Below are 25,558 nucleotides of genomic sequence, written 5' to 3' on the forward strand. Positions count from 1 at the left end.
GTATGGAATTATAATAATGATATATCAATATGTCCTTTATGTAGATTGGTTTATTCTTGTGTTCCTGCAGGTTTTATATATGTTTATGATAAAGGAATATTTGTAAATAATAATTCTAATATAAAGGATTTAGTTAGAATTGCAGATAAAATAGAAATTGAAATTTTAAAAGAAGAAAGTTTTAATTCAAATACAACTTTTAAAAGTTTAATTTCAGCATTGATAAAAGAAAATAATTCCAGTGTTAAATATGAATTAGCAGATATTCAAGTGGTTAGATATGAATCTGGAAAATATAGATTTAATCTTCTTTCAAAACAAATGCTAGAAGTGCTATATAATTCAAAAGAAGAATTAAATAGAATAATTATGGCTGGCTATAAAGATGGAGATTTATACAATAGATTATATGAAATGACAATAAAAAAATTGCTTAATAATGAAAATTTGTTTCTTTTAATTCATAAATTATTTATTATTAAAATGAAAGATAATAATAAAGATATTTATTTTAATTGTAAAGAAATACAAGAAATTATAAAAATTAATTTTAACTTTTTGAAAGGAGCTGGATATATGGAAGGTCAAGAAAAGAATATACTGAAAACTTATAGTGGAGCAGGATATTATTTAAAACTAGAATATTTAAAGAAAGGTTCTGAAAATAAATTAAATGGAATAGCTTATAAATTATTAAATGCTCTTAAAACTAATAATCAAGGAATGTTTATGGATGTAATTATTAATTGTTATTTATACACAGGAAAACAAATTCCAGGATTTTTTACAGATTGTTTAAAAGATACAGTTAATTTAAAAACTATAGGTTATGCTTTTGTAAGTGGGTTAGTAGATGGAGAAAGTTATAGTAAATAGAATTGGAGGAAATTACAATGGAAAATAAGGGATTAATGTTAACAATGATTTTTGAAGCAGAAAGTGCAAACTATGGAGAAGGAATCGGAAATGTAGCTTCTTTAAAAAAAATGGCAAGAAGAGATGGTGAACAATATACTTATATTTCAAGACAAGCTATAAGATATAATATAATAGAGCAACTAGGAGAAAAAATAACTCCAACTAGAGTTGAAAAAAAAGTAGTTCAATTTTCTCCAGAAACTACAATTGAAGATTATCCTGAAATAGATTTCTTTGGATATATGAAAACAATAAAAGGAGAATCAAGTTTAACAAGATCTGCTAAAGTTAGACTTTCAAACGCAATATCTCTTGAAACTTTCAAAGGAGATTTAGATTTTTTAACAAATAAAGGATTATCTGATAGACTTGGAAAAGAAATGAAAGGAATGAATATTGCTCAATCAGAAATTCATAAATCATATTATAGATATACTATTGTAGCAGATTTAGATCAAATAGGAATTGATGATGACATTAATTTAAAAAAAGAAGAAAAAACAAGAAGAGTTAATAAGTTATTAGATACTATATCTTTGTTATATAGAGATATTAGAGGAAGAAGAGAAGATTTAAAACCATTGTTTGCAATAGGGGGAGTTTATGATATTAAAAATCCAATTTTCCAAAATGTTGTAGAAGTTAAAGATAATAAGATAGTAATTGATTCTATAAAAGATGTTATGTTTGAAGTAATAGAAAAAGATACAATGTGTGGATTAATAAAAGGAAAATTTGATAATGATAGAGAAATTATAGACAAGTTACATGCCATATCTATGCCAGAATTATTTAAAAATTTAAAACAAAAGGTTAAAGACTATTATGAAAGCAATTAGATTAAAGCTAGAACAAGAATTAGTAAATTATAAAGTTCCAACCAGTTTTCAATTAAAAGAAACATATCCCTTGCCACCTTATTCGACTATCATAGGAATGATTCACAATCTTTGCGGGTTTGAAAAATATATGGATATGGATATTAGTATTCAGGGTTATTATAATTCTAAAGTAAATGATCTTTTTACAAGATATGAATTTAAACCAGGAATGAAATTTGAAAAAGGAAGACATCAATTAGAAACTTCAGGATATGGAATATGTAGAGGCATAGCTACAACAGAGTTATTAAGTGAGGTGGAACTTATAATACATATTGTTCCAAAGGATAAAAATTTAATTTCAATAATAGAAAAAAAATTAAGAAATCCTTTAGAATATGCAGCTTTAGGAAGAAGAGAAGATTTAGCTATAATAAAAGAAGTAAAAGTAGTAGAAGTAAATAAAGTTGAACTAGAAGAAAATTATGAAATCAAAAAAAATTATTGTGCATATATTCCTATTAAATGGATAAAATCAAATAAAGTTTATGTAAATAATAATTATAATATTAAAAATACAGGAACAAGATATTTACTTAATAAAAATTATAAAAAAATAGAATTAGGAAAAAACAAAAATAAAAAAGAGTTTAGAAAATGGGATAAAGTAGAAGTGCTATATTCTTCAAATGTTTTTTCAAGTGAAGAAAATGAGATATTATTAGATGAAGATAATAATATTGTTTTGCTAGCTTAAAAAGAGGAGAAATCCTCTTTTTTTTGAAAGTAGGTGATGAAAATAGAGTTTTATGCTAAGTCAAATCCAAAAGAAACTATTCAACAGCATACAGATAAGTTACTTAAAAATTATAAAATTTTAAATGAGTTATATTATAAAGTTCCAATAAATTGGAATTTATTAAAAGATGCTTGTATTTACCATGATTTAGGAAAAATCAATTCTAAATTTCAAAATAAGATATTATATGGTAAAAGAAATGAAAATGAAGTTGCTCATAATTTATTAAGTTTAGCTTTTATAAATACAAAATTATTAAAAGAAAAATACAGTGAAGATGATATAAAAATTTTGGCTCATGCTGTTGCTTATCATCATGAAAGAGGAATTTATGATAAAGAACTATATGAAGAGGAATTAAAAGATATAAAAGAAAATGCAAAGGAATTTAAATACGATAAATTAGAAATAACTAGAATAAAAGAAATACCTGCAAAATATTTTAGTAAGGATAGAATCTATGATGATAATGAAAATTTTTATAACTATGTTTTAATAAAAGGACTATTAAATAGACTTGATTATGCAGCAAGTGGAGATATAGAAGTTGAACAAAAGAATGATTTTTTAAGAGAGTCTCTTTCTAATTTGATGCTATCTTGGAAAAATTTAAATCCCAAATCTCATTGGAATGAACTTCAAAATTTTATGATAAATAATAAAGAAAAAAATACAATTGTAATTGCTCAAACAGGAATGGGGAAAACTGAAGCTGGACTTTTATGGATAGATAATAATAAAGGATTTTTTATATTACCATTAAAATCAGCAATTAATGAAATTTATAAAAGAATAACTGGAAATATAGTTTTTAAAAACAAAGTAGGATTACTTCACTCAGATACTTTTAGCAAATATATTGAATATGAAAAAGAAGAAATAGATATTCAAAAATATTATAATGAAACCAAACAATTATCTTTAGCTTTAACAGTTTGCACTTTAGATCAAATATTTGATTTTGTATATAGATATAGAGATTTTGAATTAAAATTAGCAACATTATCATATTCAAAAATAGTTATAGATGAGATTCAAATGTATTCTTCAAATCTAGTAGCGTATATAATAGTAGGATTAAAAATGATAAATGAAGTAGGTGGAAAATTTTCTATTTTAACAGCAACTTTTCCTAAGTTTATAGGAGATTTATTAAAAAAATATAATGTTAACTTTGTAGAAAGTGAAAAGCCTTTTATTAATAATCAAATAAGGCATAAAGTAAAAGTATTAGAAGAAGATTTAAATGTTAAAAGGATTTTAGAAAATTATAAAGAAAATAAGATTTTAATTGTTTGTAATACTGTGAAAAAAGCTCAAAGTATTTATAATGAACTTGTAAAAAATAAAGATATTGAAAAACAAAGAGTAAATTTGTTACATTCTAAATTTATAAGGAAAGATAGAAATGAAAAAGAAATAAAAATTATGGAGCTAGGAGATAAAGATAACAAAGATTTTGGAATTTGGATAGGAACTCAAGTTGTAGAGGCATCTTTAGATATTGATTTTGATTTATTGTTTACAGAATTATCAGATATAAATGGATTTTTTCAAAGACTTGGAAGATGCTATAGGAAAAGAGAGTTTAAGGAAGAAGGATATAATTGCTATTTATATGTAGGGAAAGAAAAGCCTTGCAGTGGTATAAGAAATAATGAAAGATCTATTATAGATTATGATATTTTTAAAGCTTCTAAAGAGATATTATTAAAAGAAAAAATAGATGGTAGCTTATCAGAACAGAAAAAATTAGATTTAATTGATAGGATTTATTCTACAGAAAATATAAAAGATACAAAGTATTATGAAAAAGTGATTGAAGGAATAAGATATTTAAATACTATAGATGCGTATGAATTAGATAAAAAAGAGGTAAGAAAAAGATTTAGAGATATTAATAGTTTATTAGTTATTCCTCTTCCAGTTTATGAAAGAGAATATAAAATTATAAAAAAATTAGAAGAAGAAATAAATGTTAAAAAACCTAGTACAAAGGAAAATAAGATTGAAAAATCTAAAAAGCTAGAATTATTAAAGGCTTATACTTTAAATATTAGTTACGGAGAAGCAAACAAAAGAATAAAAGATGAAGAAACAATAAATTTAGGAAAATTTGAAAAAATATATATTTTAGATTGTGATTATGATATTGATTTAGGTATTGTTTTAAAAAAAATTGAGAATAATAATCTTGATTTTGATTCTTTACTTATTTAATTCTTGGAGGTTATTTATGAAGATAACTGGAATAATGTTTTATTATTATTTTGTATGTCCTAGAAAGCTGTGGCATTTTACTAAAGGAATTTCCCTTGAAGATGAGAGTGAAAATGTTATGCTAGGAAGACTTTTAGATAATTCATCTTTTTCTAAAGATAAGAAACATATTATGATTGATGAAACAGTTAATGTTGATTTCATAAGAGACTGGAAGATATTACATGAAATTAAAAAAAGCAAAAGCATTGAAGAAGCTTCAATTTGGCAGGTTAAATATTATTTATATTTTTTGAAAAAAAGAGGAATAGAAATAGAAAAAGGGATCTTAGATTATCCTAAAGTAAAAAGAAGAGAAGAAATATTTTTATCAAAGGAAGATGAAGAAAAAATAGAAGGTATACTAAAAGAAATAGAAGAGATAGTTATGAGGGAGAAAGCTCCTGAAAAAATAAATTCAAAAATTTGCAAAAAATGTGCTTATTACGAGTATTGCTATATCTAGTAGGAGGAGTTTATGAGTGAAACTTATTATTTATTTTCGGATGGAAGATTGAAAAGAAAAGATAATGTTTTAAGATTAACTACACCAGAGGGACAATACAAGGATATGAAAATAGAAGTAACAAATGAGATTTATATTTTTGGAGAAGTTGATTTAAATACCAAATGCTTAAACTATGTGGGACAACTTGGAATAAATTTACACTTTTTTAATTACTATGGTTTTTATACAGGAAGTTTTTATCCTAAGGAAAGAGCTGTATCAGGAAGACTTTTAGTAAAGCAAGTAAATCATTATGAAGATTCAGATAAAAGAACTATTCTAGCTAAAAAATTAATAGAAGGAGCAAGTTTTAACATTAAAAGAAATTTGAGATATTATAACTCTAGAGAAAAAGATTTAGAGGATCCAATTTTTTTAATAAAAAAACTTAGAAGTGAAATTGATAAATGTAAAGATGTAAAAGAACTTATGGGAATAGAAGGAAATATTAGAAAAGTATATTATAGTACGTGGAATAAAATTGTTAATCAAGAAATAAATTTTGAAAAAAGAGTTAAAAGGCCACCGGATAATTTAATCAATACTATGATATCATTTATTAATTCTTTAATATATACAACATGTTTAGCTGAAATATATAAGACTCAGCTTAATCCAACAATAAGTTATCTTCATGTTCCAGGGGAAAGAAGATTTTCTTTATGCCTAGATCTAGCAGAAATTTTTAAGCCTGTCCTTGGAGATAGATTGATATTTTCTCTATTAAATAAAAATATTATAACTGAAAAAGATTTTGAAGAAGAATCTAATTTTTACTATATTAAAGAAAAAGGAAGAAAGAAAATACTTCAGGCATATGATGAAAGACTTAAGATGACAATAAAACACAAAACGTTAAATAGAAATGTGAGCTATAGACATTTGATAAAATTAGAATGCTATAAGATAATAAAGCATCTGATGGAAGATCAAGAATATATACCTTTTGAAATGTGGTGGTAATTATGTATGTAATATTAGTTTATGATATAAAATTAGATGAAAAGGGAGCAAAAGTTTTAAGAAATGTTTTTAAAATATGTAAAAAATATCTTACTCATATTCAAAATTCTACCTTTGAAGGAGAATTAACAAAACCTTTACTTGAAAAATTAAGACTTGAATTAAAAGGATATATAAGAGAAGATAGAGATTCTCTTTTAGTTTTTGAAAGTCGTCATGAAAGATTTTTAAAGAAACATTTCTGGGGAATGAAGGATGATAAAACTTCTAATTTCTTTTAAATTCAAAAACTGTCGACCTCCGGTAAGGAAGATTTACCTATAGATCGACAGTTTTTCATAAAGTTAATAAAATAAAAAATTTATAGAAAAACTGAAGAGGCAAATAAGAAAAACTTATAGTAAAATTAATAAAAAATTAGGGGGTCGACAGAAATGGCTTTCTTATGCTATAATTTTAGGGAGGTTACAAGGGTACCTAATTTAATCTAACCAATGTGGAATGTAAATATGATAAACCATTTGATAATCTCAAAGTGTAGGTCAATTTAATCTAACCAATGTGGAATGTAAATGATTCAGGACCATAGTTCCATTTAGAATTAATTGAGATTTTAATCTAACCAATGTGGAATGTAAATTTTTCTTTTAGTTCATTTATTTTTTCTAATGAACTTACAATTTTAATCTAACCAATGTGGAATGTAAATTCTTTCTTCTGTGACTTTCTTTTCCACTTCCCCAGTATTTTAATCTAACCAATGTGGAATGTAAATATATATTTCTATATCTATAGAATATAATTCTTTAAATTTTAATCTAACCAATGTGGAATGTAAATGTTTCTGTATCAAATGCTATATAATCTTTCATTTGTTCAATTTAATCTAACCAATGTGGAATGTAAATCTTTGAGTTTTTATGTTACACAACTTCTTTAAATTATTTTAATCTAACCAATGTGGAATGTAAATTTTTCTAATAAATTTTCTATTCTTTTCATTCTAAATCCATTTTAATCTAACCAATGTGGAATGTAAATGGCTATAAAATATTTAACCAATAAAAATATAACCTATGATTTTAATCTAACCAATGTGGAATATAAAAAGGCAAGTTTTTAAGCTTGCCTTTTTAATATGAATTTAATTTTGAATTTTTGAAATTTTATGGTATATTTAAGTGTAAGTTTTTGATAAATGAGCATTTAAAAACAGATGTTATATAAAAAATTTAAAAAAGATTAATTTTCTTTTTTAAAAAACTTTTAAATTTTGATAATCAAAAAATAAGAGAATCAAGAAAGGTTGAGCATGAAAGATAAAAAAATATATAGTTATCATACTTTTATGTTTCCATTTAGTATAGAATTCGATACTGATAAAAGTAGTGATGATTTTTTAAGTAGAATACATAATTTAATTAAAGATGAAAACTGGAAGTATGAGGAATTTAAAGTAAATGGTTTTAATGGCGAAATTCCAAATTATAATGAATGGGTATATTTTTATAAACCTGTTCAAAAATTATTATATAATCAAAAAAATCTTAAAGATTTAACTAAAAAAGAATTGAAGGAAAAATTAAAAAATGAATTAAGTTTATATTATTCTTATGAAGGTTTTGATGAAAATAAAGAAAATATTTATACTATACTTATTAGAAAAAAAGATAAAAAATTAAAAATAGATAGTTTAAAAATATATAATTTAAAAATTGTAGGAATATCTCTTAGAATATTTAGAACTGGTGTTGGAATATTATCTTTTAATTTAGAAAATTATAACTATAGTGACTTAAAAGATATAAATTTGATTAATGATTATGGGAGAAGAATTTATCCTCAGTATATAAGTGAATCTGAAGATTGTAGAGAAAAAATTTCTTTAGAAAAAGTCAAAAATAGTTTTTTAGCAGATAAAATTAAAATTAAGGTTGATAAAAAAAATAGAGAGTATTCGGAAAATTTTGAATCATGGGACTATAAAAATAAAAAAATATCAAAAGTTATATTGGATATTTTAGGAAAAAAATTTCAATTGAAAAAAGAAAAAAAAGATAATGAAAGTATTGAAATAGAAACAATTATAGATGATAGAATGTTTACTATTTGTTGGACAGGAAATAATTATTATTCAAAAGAATTTTCGACTATAAGAAATAACGACTATAGTTACTGTAACAATCAAGAATGGGAACAATATATTTTTATAGATGGAAATGGCAGTACATGTCAAAGTAAAAATATGTTGAAAGAACTTTTGAAGAAGAGTACTTATGAAAGATGGATAGATTACGGGACACTTTATGGAATTAGTAGATATTCATTTGTTTTATTAACATCTGATTATGAAACTTTAAAAGAAAATCATGCATTATATTTGACAGAGCACATTAGAACTATGTATTATCAATTAAATGTAATTTGTTTAATGCAAAGAGCAACTATCCTTAATTTTAAAAAGAGAATATCAGAATTTTTAGAAGATAATGGAAGAGATTATAAAAAAATTCAGATAATTCAAAAAGATTATTTGAAATTTGTAAATGCTATGTGTTTTAGAGAAATTACAGCTCAAGAACAAGGAATAGAGTTATATAATATGTCAAAAGAAATTATGGAAATAGATCAATCTCTAAGAGAGCTAGAAAGCGAAATATCAGAATTAAATAATTTTTATGCTTTGAAAAAATCAGAAGAAGATAACGAAAGAGAAAGAAAAAAATCAGAAGAAGAAAAAAGGAAAGAAAAAAGAATTAATTATTTAACAGTAATTGGTGGATCATTAGTCTTGCCTAGTTTTTCTATAGGAATAATTAGTTTAGACAAATATAAGAACATATTAAATATTTATCCGTTTAGTATTTTTAACGGGTTATTAGGAGGAATTCTTTTTATAATAATTCCACTTTTATTTTATCTTATATTTATTAACAATTATATAAGCAAAGATCTTGAAAAAAAAGAAGTTGAAAAAGTTTCAATGTTTACTTTTATATTTATAGTGATTATTTATTTAATTATAGTAGCATAAAAAGGAGGCAAGAATTGGCAAAGTTAGAAGTTACATTAAAGCAGCACACACCGTTAATTCATTTTGAAAGTGATATTGAAGGAGCAACGCTTAGAGCAACAGAATTAAAATCTAAGTTAGATAAGTTTTTAATAGAACATTTTCAAAAGGAAAGTATTGATTATAGTAATTATTTAATAAAAGGACAAAAGAAATCTTTTAATTATAAGGTGAAAATTAAAAATGTGAAAAATTATGATAAAGAAGATATAGAAAAAAATAAAATTAAAAATGGAAAAATTGAATATAAAAGAAGTGGACAGCCTAAAAAAATAAATTTTCCACTATTTTTTGCAAATCTTGGAGAAGAAAATAAAGATAAGTTTTTTTCTTATTGCGACAATTTAGAGGTGGAATTTTTTTCATTTAAAAAAGAAGTTATAGAAAAAATAAGAGATCTTTTACCAGAATTTTTATTTTTAAATAATTTTGGAACAAGACAAAGTAAAGGCTTTGGAAGCTTTTTTATAAATGATGAATTAATTTATAAATTAAATCAAGAAAATAAAAAATATGAAGAAAATGTAATGAAAAAATTAAAAGAATCTTATCCCTATTTTGAAGTGAAAACCGATAAAGAAGGTATTGAAGTTTATAAAAATTATAAAAAATTATTTTATAAAATAGAATTGTTTTATAAATCTTTAAGAAGTGGAATCAATCAAGTTAAAAATGGTGAAAGTGTTTTTTATTTTAAATCTTTAATATTTTTGTATGCAAAAGATAAAAATATACAGTGGGATAAAAAAAGTATAAAAGAGGCATATTTTTCTAAAAATTTAAAAAAAGAACAAACTAAGCATAAAGGAAATAAAGAATTAGAAAAATATTTGATCAAAGATTTATTGGGACTATCAAAAGAAGAAAGTTGGATGACATATAATGGTAACATAACTAAAGAGAACAATTGTAGTGACAAAAAAAAATCTATTGATAGATTTCAGTCTCCAATTTTTTTTAAGCCTATTAGGGCAAAAAATGAAAATAAATTTCAAGTATTCTTTAAAGGAAATAATAATTCTCAAATTTTGGACAAAGAATTTATTATAAAAAATAATGGAGTTGGAAATTTGAAGTTATCTACACCTAAAAAATTTGATATTAATGATTTTTTTAAATGTATTTTTGAAAAAAATATATTTGATGAAGGTGAAGATAAATATGTTGAAAAAAAATTTCAAAATAGATCAGAATTTAAAGAACTGAGAGAAATATATGAAAAAATAAGAAATAAAAAGTATAAAAGATTGGGTGATAAATAATGACTAAATATATAGGGGCAACAATAGGTCCAATTTTTGCTACATTGATGGAAGCTAAAACAACAAAAGAGATGTGGGGATCAAGTTATTTATTTTCTTATATTATGAAAAAAATAATAGAAGAGATAAAAGAAAAAGAATTTTTGATTCCATATAAAGGGACTGAATATTTAAAAAAAGAAAATCAAGCAGGATTATATCATGACAGATTTATAATAAAATTAAATAGTGAAGAAGATTTTGATGATATTATAAAAGCTAAAGAAAAAATATTTGAAAATTTAGCCGAAGCTATTAGTGAAGAAAATATTGTAGAATATTTAAATAAGTATATTAAATTTAATATAGTAGAAGTAGATGTTAAGGAAGATGAAAATCCAATATTTAAAGTTTCTAACTATTTAGATGTTTTAGAACTACAACCTCAATTGTGTACAAATAAATTAAAACAAGATTATATAATGAACTATTTTAATGAAAAAGAAAATAATATATTTACTGAAGATGCTTTTGGTGAAGAAAAAGATAAATTTAAAATTAAAAGCCTTCCTGAAATAGCTATAAAAGCCATTTTAGATAATGAAAATATTAAATTAGAAGAAAAAAACAAGATAGAAAAAAACTTTGAAAATCATGTAGAAAATGATGACGACGAAGCATATAAAATTTTAAGTAAATATAAAGATATATTTAGAAAACATCATAAATATTATGCAACAATTAGATGTGATGGTGATAATATTGGAAAAATAATTAGAACTATTTCAAAAAATAAATATCAAGATTTTTCAGAAAATTTATTTAAGTTTTCTGAAAACAATGTAAAGTTAATCAATACTTATGGAGGATTAACTATATATGCTGGAGGGGATGATTTATTATTGTTTGCTCCAATTATTAATGGTGAAAAAAATATATTTACTTTAATTGAAGAAATATCAGATAATTTTCAAAAAACTATAAAACGTGAATATGATGAAATTTTAAAAGAAGAAGAAAGACCTACTTTATCTTTTGGTGTAGACATAAGATACTATAAAGATTCAATGTCTAAATCAATTTCTGAATCAGCTAATATGTTATTTGTAAAAGCTAAAAAATATGAAGGAAAATATAAAGAAAGTAATGCCAAAAAAAAAGAAAATGAAAAAAAAGATTATGAGAAAAATGCAATAGGAATTAAAGTAAATAAACATAGCGGAAGTGAAATTGAATTTGTAGTAAGCAAAGAAAAAGGGTCTTTTTATACAGAATTAAAAAATATGTTAAATATAAATTATGAAAATAACCTTTTAAAAAGTATGATATATACATTAGAAGAACAAATTATACTTTTGGAACAAATTATAAATAATGAAGAAAAAATAGAGGAATTTTTTAATAATAAATTTAAAAAAGAATGTCATGAAAATTTGGATAAGATTAAAGATTTATTTAAAACATGCAAAAAAGATGAAGATATAAAAACTAGTATAAATATTTTGAAATTTATGGCATTTTTAAGTGAGAAAGGAGGAGAAGAATAGTGAAATATTTAGTTAGATTAAAACCTTTAGATTCATTTTTCTTTTCTGGCAAAAATACTTTTAGATTTAGAAATGGAGAAAAAAGAAAAGAAGCAAACCACTATATTGAATCTGAATATTATCCTCAGCAAACGACTTTATTAGGAGTAATAAGAAAGGAACTTCTTATAAAAAAAGGATGGTTTAGAGAAAATAGGAATGATTATGCAAAAGATATTAGAGATAAAAAATTAAATTCATCTAAATTATATAGCTTAGTTGGAAAAGGAAGTTTTAATGCTAAAGGAAAAAATGATTTTGGTGTAATAAAAAACATATCTCCTTTATTTTTATATAATGATGGGAAATTATATAAAGAAAATTCATTAAAGGAACAATTAGGGAAGAAAAAATATGATAATTTTAAAGATAAAAATATAAAATTTAAAGTTAGTGATAAAACTGCTAGAGTTTACTTAGGAAACCAAAAAAAAGAAGGAACTTTTTTATTAGAAGAATATGACCAAAAAGAAGAAGGAGTAAAAGAAGTAGTTTCTATAAAAAATTCAGGTGAAAAAATAAAATTATCAACTATCTTTAAAGATGATTTAAGAGTAGGAATAGATGTAAATAAGAAAGAAGCTTTTTATAAACAAAAATTTTTAAGATTAGAAAAAAACTGGGAATTTTCTTTTATATTAGATTTGTCAGAAGAAATTTTTGATAGCAATTATGAAAACATAGTTTATATAGGAGCTGAAAGTAAACCTTTTAAAATGAGCATAGAAAAGACAGAAGAATCTTTAAATGATTTCTTGCCTGATAAGGGAGAAATAGAATTATTAAGTGATAGCATAATAAAACAAGAAGATTATAATACAATAGTTGAAAATTCATATTTTATTTTAGGTGAATTTAAATATTTCAAAAATTTTAGAGTGGAAGATGGAAAATATCAAAAATCTAATCCTATGTTGATATTAAAAAAAGGTTCAATTATTTTCTATAAAAAAGATAAAAGTAAAATTATAAAGGAAAAATTAGAAAATAAAGAATATAAAAAAATAGGATATAACTATATTATAGGGGGAGAGGAATAATGAGTACTGAAATGAATAGAGATTTATATATAATAGAATGTGTAACAAATTTACATGTGGGTAGTGGCGATAATGATTTTGGACTTATAGATAATAGAGTACAAAGAGATGTAATAACTGGTTATCCTACTATTAATGCTTCTAGTTTAAAAGGAGCTTTTGCAAGTCACTTTAATAATGAAAAAGATAAAAAAAGAACAAAAGAAGGGGAAGCTATATTTGGAAGAGGGAATGATACTAAAAAAGATGAAGATAAAAACTTTATAGGTCAAGGAAAATATAAATTTTTTCCAGCTAACTTACTTGCAATCCCTGTAAGAAGTTCAAGTAGACCTTACTATCTAGTTACTTCAGATCAAATTATAGAAGATTATAATGAAATACATACTTTATTTAAAGGTGAAGAGTCTAATTTAAAATCAAATAAAGATAATAAAAAAGAAAATTTAGATTTAGAGGGTGAAGAAGTAAAAGCAGAGAAAATAAATTTTAGAGAGAAAGATATATATGTAATAGAAGATAAAGAATTTTCTAAGATTGTTGAAAATCTACCTGTAATAGCTAGAAATCATCTTGATAATGGAGAAAGCAAAAACTTATGGTATGAAGAAATAGTTCCAAGAAAATCAATTTTTTACTTTGGTATTGACAAAGGAGTAGCTGAGGAAGGAACAAAATATGAGGAAGATTTTAATAACGAAATATTATTTGAATATAAAGACAGTGAAGGAAATAAAAAAGGGGAGAAAAATATAATCCATATAGGGGGAAATGTAACTGTAGGATTTGGAGCTTGTAAAATAATGAAATTAGGTGATATTAATGATTAATAAAAAGAAAGTAGAAGAATATATACCTAAGGTAATAAAATTAATAGAAGAAGAATTTAAAGATAGTAATAAAGGATTGCCGAAAGAATTAACAGGATATATAACAAGTTTTGGAGCAGCAATAATTCAAAGTGGTTTGATACCTGCTGTAGCTTTTTATGAAAGAGAAGAGTCAAATGGTAGTGATGAAACATCTAAAAATAGAAAAAAATTAATGAGAATAATAGGGAAATTATTATATGAAGATTTCAAACAAGATAATTTGTTATTAGAAAAATTAATTGATGAGCATAACAAAATAAAAAAAGATGATATAATTAATGCTTCAGTAGCTATAAAATTAGTGATAAGATTATATAAAAAACTTGATGAAACAGGTGATATTAATGAATGATATCAAGGAATATAAAGGAAATATTGGTTACCTTTTTTATAAAAAAATGTATAATGAACTTTCTGAAAAAGGACAAGTAAAAAATGATTTTTGGAAAGAATTAAATAAATTAAGAAAAGAAAAAGATAATAAAGAAAAAGTAAAAAAAGAAATTAAAGATATTTTAAATCCCACAAGGAAACCTAATGAAGATTTTTTTGTTGTTAAAACAAATGAAATCAAAAATTATAAAGTCAAGAATTCAGAAATCATAGAGTTAGGAAATAGCTCTTTAAAATTAAAGACTACTTATCCTGGACTTTTACTTGGAAGTGGCTACTCTCATGACACAGGATTAGAGGGAGATTTTAAATTAGGATTTTATTTTGACTATACTACAGGACTTCCAATTATACCAGGATCATCTATAAAGGGAGTATTAAGAAGTGTATTTAAACATGAAGATTATATAAAAGATTTATTAATAAATAAAGAAAATCTAGATATAAAAAAATTAGAACAAGAAATATTTGATTATAGAGATATTTTTTATGATGCTGAAATAGAAACTGAAGATAAAAAAATATTTGGTGAAGATTACTTGTGTCCTCATGGGGAAAATCCTTTAAAAAATCCGACACCTCTAAAATTTTTAAAAGTGTTGCCAGGGATAACTTTTAAATTTCAATTTGAATTAAAAAATGGTTTAATAACAGCAGAAGAAAAGAATGAATTATTTAGAAAAATTTTATTAGATATAGGAGTTGGGGCTAAAACAAATGTTAGTTATGGTCAATTTGATAGAAAGGCTTCAGATGAAGAAAAAGAAAAAGAGAAAAAATTAAAAGAAGAAGCTGATAAAAAAAAGCAAGAGGAAGCAGCAAAAAAAAAGCAAGAAGAAATAAAAAAATTATCACAACCTGATCAAGATATATATTACTTGAATTTAGAAGAATTTAGAGATGAAAATAAATTAAAAGGTATTCTTGATAGATTAAAAGATTATAATTCAGAAGATAAAAAAAGAGTAGCGTTTTCACTAAAAGAAAAATATAAATCTTTAGGAAAATGGGATGGAAAACAAAGTAAAAAACAAACTGAAAAAAAGAATTTAATTGAGTCTATATTGAAGGAGGAATAAAATGGCAAAATCTTCACCACAAACAAATTATTTTATGAAGGCTTTGACCTTAAATAAATATTATGAAAAATTACTAATTATAGCAATGGTTTTGTCTTTAATTTTTATTTATATAGGAGAAAATAAGCTATTAATACTTTTAAGTATTCTAAGTATTGTTGGTTTTATAGCTTTAGAACACGTAATTTCTAATTATCAGGCAAAAGCTGAAACAATTAGAAGAAAAGATTTTATAGATAATGCTTTTGGAACAAAATTATTAAATGAAAATTCAGAAGGATATTATGATAATGAAGAAATAGAAAAAGGTCTTTATAAAGCATTATTAAATTTATTTGAAAATTCTTTATTTTCTAAAGAAATTTCAGAAAAAATGCTAGAACAAAAGTTAAAAAAATCGATAATACCAGCCTTAATATTAATGATTTCAGCTGTATATGGATTTTTAGGAAATCAATTAATGATTCCAATTTTACAATTATTTTTATCAAAAGAGTTTTTATGTAAAAATATAAAATTAAATAATTATAATAAAAAGGTAGAAAATATATATAATAATATTGCTACTTTATGTGACACAGCTAAATTAAACAGCAAAAATATTTTAAAATATGAACCACATATCTTAAATATTTGGATAGAATATGAAGCTAATATATCTAATTCTAAATTATTTTTAGATGGGAAAATATATAATGAATTAAATCCTAGTTTAACTAAAAAGTGGGAAAAAATAAAAACAGACTATAAATTTAATTAGTTTCAAAAACTGTCGACCTCCGGTAAGGCAAATTTACCTATAGATCGACAGTTTTTCATAAAATTAACAAAATAAATATTTTACATAAAAATTGAAGAAGTAAATAAGAAAAACTTATAGTAAAAATTATAAAAATTTAGGGGGTCGACAGAAACGGCTTTCTTATGCTATAATTTTAGGGAGGTTACAAGGGTACCTAATTTAATCTAACCAGTGTGGAATGTAAATTAAGGACAAAAAGGTTGACGGGGCATATTATGGAGTATCAATTTAATCTAACCAGTGTGGAATGTAAATTCTTTCACAACTTCAACTTCATTTTTTTCAGCTGCTTTAGAATTTAATCTAACCAGTGTGGAATGTAAATGATATTTACAGTAAATATGTAACAACTTCAGCTAAAAATTTAATCTAACCAGTGTGGAATGTAAATCTGTTTATTCTGAACTTATCTATAAGCCCATAATTTAACAATTTAATCTAACCAGTGTGGAATGTAAATTTTTTTCAACTTCAATTTCATATGATCCTTCAGGAACTTCAATTTAATCTAACCAGTGTGGAATGTAAATAACTTATCAAATTGACCGTCAAGATCTGTATTTTCCAAATTTAATCTAACCAGTGTGGAATGTAAATACATTAGGCATTGTTAGTGTGAATTTTATAAACATAATTTAATCTAACCACTATGGAATGTAAATTCTGGCATAGTATATTGAGGTGGCACGTAAGGTTTTTCATTTTAATCTAACCACTATGGAATGTAAATATGGGTGATGGAAAAACAGAGTTTGTAATACCATAAAAATTTAATCTAACCAATGTGGAATACAATGTAATAAGGAATAGAGTTTTTGCTCTATTCCTTTTTTCTATTTCTTTTAAATTTTAGATTTTTTTTACTTCTTTTAAATATATATGTAGTATACTTAAATTAATGTAATTATTTTTTTAAATAATGAGTAAACTTTTACAGAACATCCGTGTATTATTAACAAGCGTAAAAATATATAGAGGAATATATTATATGTCTGAAAAAATTAAATTTAAAATTAAAGCTTGAAAGATGCTTGTCCTTGAAAATAAAAGAGTTTTGAAATAAAAAAAGTGTGGGTAATTAGTCTAAATACTTGACTTAAAATCAATCCATATAAAAAATAATGCCTAATTATAATTGACATTAGAGCAAAATAAGTGTATAATTTTTTAAACATTGTAGAAAATAATATTTGTTAGTGACTGCAGTGCTAAAAAAATAAACAAAATTAAAGGGAGGGTGTTTTTATGAAGAAAATATTAGTAACTTTGTTATTATCGCTTATGTCTATTGTTTCTTTTGCTGAAGCTAAATTTCATGTTGGAATAGTTTCAGGAACAGTTTCACAGTCAGAGGATGCATTAAGAGGTGCAGAAGCGGTTATTGAAAAATATGGTGATTCTAAAAATGGAGGTATGATAACTCATATAACTTATCCAGATAATTTCATGCAAGAAATGGAAACAACAATTTCTCAAATAACAGCATTAGCTTCAGATCCTAAAATGAAAGCTATAGTTGTAACAGAAGCAATTCCAGGAACTGTTGAGGCTTTTAGAAGAGTAAGAGCAAAAAGACCAGATATATTATTATTTGATAACTCAACTCATGAAGATCCAGAAATGGTATCAGAAGTAGCGGACTTATCTTTATATCCTGATGCAGTTGCAAGAGGATATTTAATAGTAAAAGCTGCTAAAGAAATGGGAGCAGATAAATTTGCACATATTTCATTCCCTAGACATTTAAGTTATGAAATGTTATCTAGAAGAAGAAATATAATGAAAGAAACAGCTAAAGATTTAGGAATGGAATTTATTGATATTTCAGCACCTGATCCTGTAAGTGATGTTGGAGTAGCTGGAGCTCAACAATATATATTAGAGCAAGTTCCTAACTGGTTAAATAAATATGGTAAGAAAACAGCATTCTTTGCAACAAATGATGCTCATACAGAACCATTATTAAAAAGAATAGCTGAAGAGGGTGGATATTTTGTAGAAGCAGATATGCCTTCTCCAACAATGGGATATCCTGGAGCATTAGGAATAAAATTTGATGATTCTGAAAAAGGAAACTGGCCTAAGATTTTAGATAAAGTTGAAAAAACTGTTCTTGCAAAAGGAGCAGCAGGAAGAATGGGTACATGGGCTTATTCATATAACTTCTCTTGTGCAGTAGCTTTAGTTGATCATGCAGTAAATGTAATAGAAGGAAAATCTGAGCTTTTAGACTTTGATTCTATCATGGAAACTTTAGGTGCAGCAACTCCAGGTGCTGGATGGAATGGAAGTTACTTAACAGATAGTGACGATATAGAAAAAGAAAACTTTTTATTAATATATCAAGATACTTATGTTTTTGGAAAAGGATATCTAGGAATGACAGATGTTGAAGTTCCTGAAAAATATTTTGGTGTAAAATAAAATTTTAATAAAATAAAGAATAATGACAAATGTGCAAAGGTACATTTGTCATTATTTCTATTATTAGATATTGATAAAAAAGTTTTTAGAATTAGAAAGGGGTAACCTTATGGAAGAAAAATTATTGGAAATAAAGAATTTATCTAAATCTTTTGGTGAAAATACAGTTTTAAAAGATATAAATTTTAATATAAAAGAGGGAGAAATAATAGGGCTTGTTGGAGAAAATGGAGCTGGAAAATCAACATTAATGAAAATAATCTTCGGTATGTCTGTTATAAAAGATACAGGAGGATATAAAGGGGAAATAAAAGTAAATGGAAAAGTTGTTAATTTTAGTAATCCTTTTGAAGCCTTAGAAGAAGGGATTGGAATGGTTCACCAAGAATTTTCTTTGATCCCTGGATTCAAAGCTAGTGAAAATATAGTTTTAAATAGAGAAAGCACAAAAAAAAGTTTTTTAGAGAATTTTTTTGGAGAAGGTGTAACAAGACTAGATGTTGACGCAAATACAAATAGATCAGAAAAAGCAATCGATAAATTAGGATTAAAGATTAATAGTGAAGAAGTTATAACAAATATGCCTGTAGCTCATATGCAATTTATAGAGATAGCTAGAGAAATAGAAAGAGAAAAAACAAAACTGCTAATACTAGATGAACCAACAGCAGTATTAACAGAAAAAGAATCTGAAATCTTAATAGAAACTATAAAAAAATTGTCTAAAAAAGGGATTTCTATTATTTTTATAACTCATAGATTAGATGAAATAATTGAAGCATGTGATAAAGTTGTAGTTTTAAGAGATGGTTTAATGATAAAATCAATTCCAACAAGTGAGACTAATGTTGAAGAGATAACTCAATGGATGATTGGAAGAAAAGTAGAATCAAATAAAGAAAAAACTAGTGATAAAGAAATAGATGAAGAAAATATTATTTTAGAATTGAAAAATTTTAATGTTGATATGCCAGGAGAAAGAGTTAAAAATTTAAACTTGAAAGTTAGAAAAGGAGAAATTTTAGGACTAGCAGGAATGGCAGGACAAGGGAAAATTGGTATAGCAAATGGAGTTATGGGATTATATTTATCTAGCGGAGAAGTAAAATTTAAAGGAGAAGATATAAAAACTAATCTTCCAGCAGAACCTCTTAAAAAAGGAATGTTTTTTGTATCGGAAGACAGAAAAGGTGTGGGATTAATTCTTGATGAATCAATATCAATGAACATAGCTTATCCTTCAATCCAAATAAAAAAACAATTTTTAAAATCATTTGGAAAAGTTTTTAATTATAGAGATATAAAAGAAATAACAAATAATGCCAATGATTATATTAAAAAATTAAAAATAAAATGTATGGACAGTGAGCAAAGAGTAGCAGAACTTAGTGGTGGAAATCAACAAAAAGTATGTTTAGCTAAAGCGTTTACAATGGATCCAGAATTAATGTTTGTTTCAGAACCAACAAGAGGGATTGATGTAGGAGCAAAAAAATTAGTATTAGATATTCTAGAAAAATATAACAAAGAAAATAAAACAACAATCATAATTACTTCATCTGAAGTTGAAGAATTAAGAATGATTTGTGATAGAATAGCTGTAGTAAATGAGGGTAAGGTCGCCGCAATATTACCTGCAACAGCTGATATTATTGAAATTGGAAAACATATGGTTGGTGTAGGGGGTGATAAATAATGAATGTTAAAGCTCATATTAATAAATTAGGGTGGCCAAGGATAATTATAGGATTATTTTTAGCTTCAATGTATATAAGTTGTCCTTTTCTAGGATTAGATTTGAAAGCAGCATTGAACGATACATTTATTAGATTTGGAATGAACGCTGTTCTAGTATTATCTTTAGTTCCAATGATACAGGCAGGAACAGGTTTAAATTTTGGAATGCCTCTTGGAGTTGAAGCAGGATTATTAGGAGCAACAATAAGTATTGAACTAGGAGCTAAAGGATTTAATGGTTTCTTAGTAGCAATTCTATTTGCAATAATTTTCGGTATTATTTTTGGATGGATATATGGTCTTATCCTAAATAAAGCTAAAGGCGGAGAAATGATGATAGCAACATATGTTGGATTTTCATCAGTAGCTTTAATGTGTATAATGTGGTTAATTTTACCTTTTAAAAGCCAAGATATGATATGGGCTTATGGGGGATCAGGATTAAGAACAACAATAAGTGTAGAAAATTATTGGTACAGAATTTTAGAGAAAGTATTGAATTTAAAAAATATTAATTTTCCAATAGGAGAAGTTATTATTTTTATTATCTTTGCTTTTATTATAAGTATGTTTTTTAAAACAAAGTCAGGTTTAGCAATGAAAGCTGTTGGAACAAATGAAAAATTTGCAAAGGCTACAGGAATAAATATAGAAAAAGAAAGAATAAAATCAGTTGTACTTTCTAGTATGTTAGCAGCAATAGGAATAGTTATTTATCAACAAAGTTTTGGTTTTGTTCAATTATATTTAGCGCCATTCTATATGGCTTTTCCAGCTATAGCAGCAATATTAATCGGAGGAGCATCTGTAAAAAAAGCGACAATTTTAAATGTTGTAATTGGAACTTTTCTTTTTCAAGGAATTTTAACTATGACCCCAAGTGTTGTAAATGGAATCATAAAGACAGATATGTCTGAAACTATTAGGATTATAGTTTCTAATGGAATGATACTATATGCTCTTACAAGAAAGGGGGAGTTATAAAATGAAAAAGAATTTAATAAATAATATAGTTCCTATATTAATTTTAACTTTAATAGCGGTAGTTTTTCCTTTATCTGGTCTTAGAGTAATTCCTACTATTCAAGAAATAGTTTTAAGATTATCAAGAAATCTTTTTCTAGTTTTATCTTTGCTAATTCCTATAGTAGCAGGAATGGGATTAAATTTTGGAATAGTTTTAGGTGCCATGGCAGGACAGATAGCTTTAATATTTATAACAGATTGGCAGATAATTGGAATTCAAGGAATATTTTTAGCAACTATTATTTCAATTCCTTTCTCAGTTTTACTTGGAATTTTAGCAGGTAAAATATTAAATAAAGCTAAGGGAAGAGAAATGATAACCTCTATGATATTAGGGTTTTTTATAAATGGAGTTTATCAACTTGTAGTTCTTTATGGTATGGGAAATATAATTCACATAACAGATAAAAAATTATTATTATCTAGAGGTTACGGAGTAAGAAATGCAGTTGATTTAATAAATGTTAGAAGAGCCTTAGATTCTTTGATTAATTTAAAAATATATAATGTTGAAATTCCAATCTTCACATTATTAATAATAGTAGGATTAGGATTTTTCACAATATGGTTTAGAAAAACTAAATTAGGTCAAGATATGAGAGCTGTAGGACAAGACATGGAAGTTGCTAGAAGTTCAGGAATAAATGTACCAAAGACTAGAGTGCTTGCAATAGTAATATCAACTGTTTTAGCAGGATTTGGTCAAATAATATATTTACAAAATATAGGAACAATGAATACTTATAACAGTCATGAACAAATAGGAATGTTTTCTATAGCAGCTTTACTAGTAGGAGGAGCAAGTTCTTCAAAGGCTACAATATTCAATGCTATCAGTGGAGTTATCTTATTTCATATGCTATTTATTGTATCACCAAATGCAGGAAAAAATATAATGGGATCTGCAGAGATAGGAGAATATTTTAGAGTATTTATTTCTTATGGTATTGTTGCTTTAACACTAGTGTTACATCAATGGAGAAGAAAAAAAGAAAAAGAATATAAAAGAAAAAAAGAAATGGAAGCAATTATGAAAGGAGAATTAAATGAAAAAAGTATTTAATTGGATTTTCTTATTAATATTTGTACTAATATTGTCAGCGATATTTTTCTTTACTGGAAAACAACATAAGGTTTTATTAACAAATAAAGGAAAAGGAGAAAATGCTATAAAGACAAATGTTGTTTATAGTATAGATAATCTTAAAACTAAAAAGATAAGGTATGGAAAGAAAAGTGCTTACTATATAAAAGGTATTAATCATGTTATTGAAATTAGTTACAAAACTGAAGACAAAAAAGAAGTTAAAGTAGAAAAAGAATTTAAAGCTAAAATTTCTGCTATAGAGCAAATAGATATTCAAAAGATTATAAGAAATGAAAAAGATTGGATTACTTATAAGAAATCTAAATAAATAAGATATTAAAAATTCCTTCAGCATTAATGCTGAAGGAATTTATTTTTTAATTGTTTGTCTTAATTTTTTTCTAAAAACTTTTTTTCTTCTGGAGTTCTTAATAACCCAAATTGTATAGTTATACTAGTCATTATTATTAAAGCAAACATATAGAACATATATTTCATAACCTCTAAAGGAGATACTGTCTTTGCTAATCCTGTAACAATTAACATTCCTCCATCATAAGGTAATACTGATATAAAAGCACAAGCAAAAATATCTATTAAACTTGCTAATCTTTTTGGAGCAATACCATAATTTTTACCTATTTCCTTAGCTATTGGAGCTGAAATAATTATCGCAATAGTATTATTTACTAAAGCTGCAGATAAAATACCTGATAACAGTCCTATTCCATATTCTGCACCTTTACGATCTTTAATTCTAGAAGTTATTCCTTTAACCATCCAATCTACTCCACCATTTTCTTTCACAATTCCAAGAATACCAGAAACAAGAATAGCTACTATTGTAATACTAAACATATCTGACATTCCTCCACCTATAGCTGATATCCAGCCTAAAAAATCCACCGTTCCTTGCATTATTCCAATTATACCAGTCATTCCAATTCCTATAAATAGAACTCCAGCTACATTAAATCCTGAAAGAGCTGCTGCTAAAACAACAAAATATGGAATTATTCTTATTATATGAAATGGATATTCTCCTGTTAAATCTGCGCCACCACTAAATACACCGTATAAAATAGCTGCAATTATTGCTGCTGGTAATGCAATAAAGAAATTCATTTTAAATTTATCTTTCATTTCAGATCCAACCCCTTTAGCAGCAGAGATAGTTGTATCAGAAATCATTGATAAATTATCACCAAAATAAGCTCCACATATAACAGCTGCACAAGTAACTGGCAAATTAAGTTTTGCTGTTGTTGCTAATCCTATAGCTATAGGAGCCATTGCTGCAACTGTTCCCATAGAAGTTCCAATCGCTGTTGAAATTATAGCTGACATTATAAATATTCCTGGAACTAATGCAAATCCTGGTATAAAAGTTAAACCTAAATTTACTACTGATTGAACTCCTCCCATTGCTTTTGCTGCTCCTTGAAATCCACCTGCAAGCAAATAAATAAGACCTATTGTCATAACTCCTGGATTCCCAGAATTTTTAGCAAATATCTCTAACTTTTCTTCCATTGATTTAGATCTATTCATTACCATACCTACAACTACACCTGCAAGCAATGCAACATGTCTAGGAAATTTTTTAAATGCTCCTTCTGCTCCTATTGCTGTAAAAAATAATCCACTGCCTATATAAAGTACTAAAAATACTACTAACGGTAAAAATGATGACGCTCCATATTTTTTTTCAATTTTACTTTTCATAACGTGTCCCCCCTTTAATTTTTCTCCATTTTAATATTGCATTTTCTATTCTTTTCATTCCTTCTTCAACCATATATCTAGGACATGCAATATTCATTCGCTCATAGCCTTCTCCCTTTTCTCCAAACCAATAACCATCATCTAAAGCTATCTTTGCTTCTATTTGTAAAAATTTAGATAATTCTTCTTTAGTCATTCCTAAATTGCTAAAATCCAACCACATTAAATAAGTTCCTTCTGGTTTGTTGCATTTAACCTCTGGTATTTTTTCCTCTAAATAAGTAATTACATAATCCATATTACCGTTTAAATGTTCTATTAATTCTTCTAACCAATTTTCACACTTTGTATATCCTGTTTCAAAAGCTACTAAACTAAAAGGACTATTCCTTTTAATATCTAATATTCCTAATTCTCTATCAAAAGTAAGCCATTCTTCTTTATTAGGAAAAGTTACAAATGAAGCCTGAAGTCCCGCTATATTAAATGTTTTTGTTGGAGAAAAACAAGTTATTGTATTTTTTTCACATTCCTTATTAATAGAAGCCATTGGAATATGTTTATATCCAGGCATTATTAAATCTCTCCATATTTCATCTGCTATAATCCTTACATTATATTTTAAACATAAATTTGATATTTTTTCTAATTCCTCTCTTTTCCAAACTCTTCCAACAGGATTATGAGGAGAACAAAGTATAAATAATGTTACTTTTTCATCTGATAATTTTTTTTCTAAATCTTCAAAATTTATTGTATAATAATTATTCTCATCTTTAATTAAATCATTAATCACTAATTGTCTATTATTATCTTTAACTACGCTTGAAAAAGGATAATAAACTGGAGATTGAATCAATATTTTTTCATCCTCCTTTGTCATTAATCTAACTAATATAGATAAAGTTGGTACTACCCCTGGACTATTAATTAAAGTTTTAGGACTTATCTTATATTCAAATCTTTTATTAATCCAATTTGTTGCTGCTTCATAATAAGAGTCAGGTCTATAAACATAACCAAATATTCCTTGCTCTAATTTATCTTTCATAGCTTTAATAATTTCTGGAGCCGTTTTTAAATCCATGTCTGCAATCCACATTGGCCATAAATCATTAGAAATATATTTATTCCCCATTTCTTCCCATTTTGCTGCATGATTGTTACTTCTATCAATTTTACTATCAAAATAATGTTTCATTAAA

General features: G+C 25.1%; 21 protein-coding genes, 1 pseudogene and 2 CRISPR repeat arrays. Of the genes and pseudogenes, 20 read left to right on the top strand and 2 right to left on the bottom strand.

Annotated features, from left to right (window positions below):
• The 20 genes and pseudogenes from cas8a1 (at position 1) to Q7K47_01205 (ending at position 22,956) form a co-directional block, all read left to right on the top strand.
• Positions 1-876 (top strand): annotated as a pseudogene (gene cas8a1 / locus Q7K47_01110) (type I-B CRISPR-associated protein Cas8b1/Cst1).
• Between the two features lie 17 nt (positions 877-893).
• Complete coding sequence (cas7i, locus tag Q7K47_01115) at positions 894-1,757, top strand: type I-B CRISPR-associated protein Cas7/Cst2/DevR (GenBank protein MDP0505802.1); 864 nt, start codon at positions 894-896, stop codon at positions 1,755-1,757.
• Positions 1,744-2,496 carry a type I-B CRISPR-associated protein Cas5b gene (cas5b, locus tag Q7K47_01120; GenBank protein ID MDP0505803.1) on the top strand — a complete coding sequence of 251 codons (753 nt, stop codon included), beginning with the start codon at positions 1,744-1,746 and terminating at the stop codon, positions 2,494-2,496. Before cas7i ends, cas5b begins: the two co-directional genes overlap by 14 nt.
• A 36-nt stretch (positions 2,497-2,532) precedes the next feature.
• Complete coding sequence (cas3, locus tag Q7K47_01125; protein ID MDP0505804.1) at positions 2,533-4,758, top strand: CRISPR-associated helicase Cas3'; 2,226 nt, start codon at positions 2,533-2,535, stop codon at positions 4,756-4,758.
• 16 nt (positions 4,759-4,774) lie between these two features.
• Positions 4,775-5,263: a CRISPR-associated protein Cas4 gene (cas4, locus tag Q7K47_01130; GenBank protein ID MDP0505805.1), complete on the top strand. Its 489-nt coding sequence runs from the start codon at positions 4,775-4,777 to the stop codon at positions 5,261-5,263.
• A gap of 12 nt (positions 5,264-5,275) precedes the next feature.
• Complete coding sequence (cas1b, locus tag Q7K47_01135) at positions 5,276-6,268, top strand: type I-B CRISPR-associated endonuclease Cas1b (protein ID MDP0505806.1); 993 nt, start codon at positions 5,276-5,278, stop codon at positions 6,266-6,268.
• 2 nt (positions 6,269-6,270) lie between these two features.
• Positions 6,271-6,549, top strand: a complete 279-nt coding sequence (gene cas2 / locus Q7K47_01140; GenBank protein MDP0505807.1) for a CRISPR-associated endonuclease Cas2 — start codon at positions 6,271-6,273, stop codon at positions 6,547-6,549.
• Positions 6,550-6,749: 200 nt separating this feature from the next.
• Positions 6,750-7,377: direct repeats of the CRISPR family, unit length 28 nt; unit sequence TTTAATCTAACCAATGTGGAATGTAAAT.
• Between the two features lie 203 nt (positions 7,378-7,580).
• Entirely contained in the window at positions 7,581-9,302 is a 1,722-nt protein-coding gene (locus Q7K47_01145; protein MDP0505808.1) for a hypothetical protein, read from the top strand.
• 14 nt (positions 9,303-9,316) lie between these two features.
• Complete coding sequence (locus Q7K47_01150) at positions 9,317-10,603, top strand: hypothetical protein (GenBank protein MDP0505809.1); 1,287 nt, start codon at positions 9,317-9,319, stop codon at positions 10,601-10,603.
• The gene (gene cas10 / locus Q7K47_01155) at positions 10,603-12,129 is read left to right on the top strand and encodes a type III-B CRISPR-associated protein Cas10/Cmr2 (GenBank protein ID MDP0505810.1); all 1,527 of its coding nucleotides are present in this window, start codon (positions 10,603-10,605) and stop codon (positions 12,127-12,129) included. The genes Q7K47_01150 and cas10 overlap by 1 nt, the downstream gene beginning before the upstream one ends.
• Complete coding sequence (locus Q7K47_01160; GenBank protein ID MDP0505811.1) at positions 12,129-13,208, top strand: type III-B CRISPR module-associated Cmr3 family protein; 1,080 nt, start codon at positions 12,129-12,131, stop codon at positions 13,206-13,208. Before cas10 ends, Q7K47_01160 begins: the two co-directional genes overlap by 1 nt.
• Positions 13,208-14,038, top strand: coding sequence for a type III-B CRISPR module RAMP protein Cmr4 (cmr4, locus tag Q7K47_01165; protein MDP0505812.1), 831 nt, complete (start codon positions 13,208-13,210; stop codon positions 14,036-14,038). Before Q7K47_01160 ends, cmr4 begins: the two co-directional genes overlap by 1 nt.
• The gene (locus tag Q7K47_01170; GenBank protein MDP0505813.1) at positions 14,031-14,432 is read left to right on the top strand and encodes a type III-B CRISPR module-associated protein Cmr5; all 402 of its coding nucleotides are present in this window, start codon (positions 14,031-14,033) and stop codon (positions 14,430-14,432) included. The genes cmr4 and Q7K47_01170 overlap by 8 nt, the downstream gene beginning before the upstream one ends.
• Positions 14,425-15,552 (top strand): type III-B CRISPR module RAMP protein Cmr6, encoded by a 1,128-nt coding sequence (gene cmr6, locus Q7K47_01175; GenBank protein MDP0505814.1) that lies wholly within the window; start codon positions 14,425-14,427, stop codon positions 15,550-15,552. Before Q7K47_01170 ends, cmr6 begins: the two co-directional genes overlap by 8 nt.
• A 1-nt stretch (position 15,553) precedes the next feature.
• Positions 15,554-16,312 (top strand): hypothetical protein, encoded by a 759-nt coding sequence (locus Q7K47_01180; GenBank protein MDP0505815.1) that lies wholly within the window; start codon positions 15,554-15,556, stop codon positions 16,310-16,312.
• 198 nt (positions 16,313-16,510) lie between these two features.
• A CRISPR array of direct repeats spans positions 16,511-17,151; the repeat unit is 30 nt; unit sequence AATTTAATCTAACCAGTGTGGAATGTAAAT.
• A gap of 448 nt (positions 17,152-17,599) precedes the next feature.
• Positions 17,600-18,778 (top strand): DUF3798 domain-containing protein, encoded by a 1,179-nt coding sequence (locus tag Q7K47_01185; GenBank protein MDP0505816.1) that lies wholly within the window; start codon positions 17,600-17,602, stop codon positions 18,776-18,778.
• 109 nt (positions 18,779-18,887) lie between these two features.
• Positions 18,888-20,474: a sugar ABC transporter ATP-binding protein gene (locus Q7K47_01190; GenBank protein MDP0505817.1), complete on the top strand. Its 1,587-nt coding sequence runs from the start codon at positions 18,888-18,890 to the stop codon at positions 20,472-20,474.
• Positions 20,474-21,499, top strand: coding sequence for an ABC transporter permease (locus tag Q7K47_01195; GenBank protein ID MDP0505818.1), 1,026 nt, complete (start codon positions 20,474-20,476; stop codon positions 21,497-21,499). The genes Q7K47_01190 and Q7K47_01195 overlap by 1 nt, the downstream gene beginning before the upstream one ends.
• A gap of 1 nt (position 21,500) precedes the next feature.
• The gene (locus tag Q7K47_01200; GenBank protein ID MDP0505819.1) at positions 21,501-22,604 is read left to right on the top strand and encodes an ABC transporter permease; all 1,104 of its coding nucleotides are present in this window, start codon (positions 21,501-21,503) and stop codon (positions 22,602-22,604) included.
• Positions 22,588-22,956 (top strand): hypothetical protein, encoded by a 369-nt coding sequence (locus Q7K47_01205; GenBank protein MDP0505820.1) that lies wholly within the window; start codon positions 22,588-22,590, stop codon positions 22,954-22,956. The genes Q7K47_01200 and Q7K47_01205 overlap by 17 nt, the downstream gene beginning before the upstream one ends.
• 62 nt (positions 22,957-23,018) lie before the next feature.
• Here the strand turns inward: Q7K47_01205 and Q7K47_01210 are convergent, their stop codons facing one another.
• Both Q7K47_01210 and Q7K47_01215 read right to left on the bottom strand, forming a co-directional pair.
• Entirely contained in the window at positions 23,019-24,353 is a 1,335-nt protein-coding gene (locus tag Q7K47_01210) for a Na+/H+ antiporter NhaC family protein (GenBank protein MDP0505821.1), read from the bottom strand.
• Entirely contained in the window at positions 24,343-25,554 is a 1,212-nt protein-coding gene (locus Q7K47_01215) for a MalY/PatB family protein (protein MDP0505822.1), read from the bottom strand. The genes Q7K47_01210 and Q7K47_01215 overlap by 11 nt, the downstream gene beginning before the upstream one ends.
• Between the last annotated feature and the right edge of the window lie 4 nt (positions 25,555-25,558).

The organism is Fusobacterium sp. JB019 (genome assembly GCA_030673965.1).
Lineage (GTDB): Bacteria > Fusobacteriota > Fusobacteriia > Fusobacteriales > Fusobacteriaceae > Fusobacterium_B.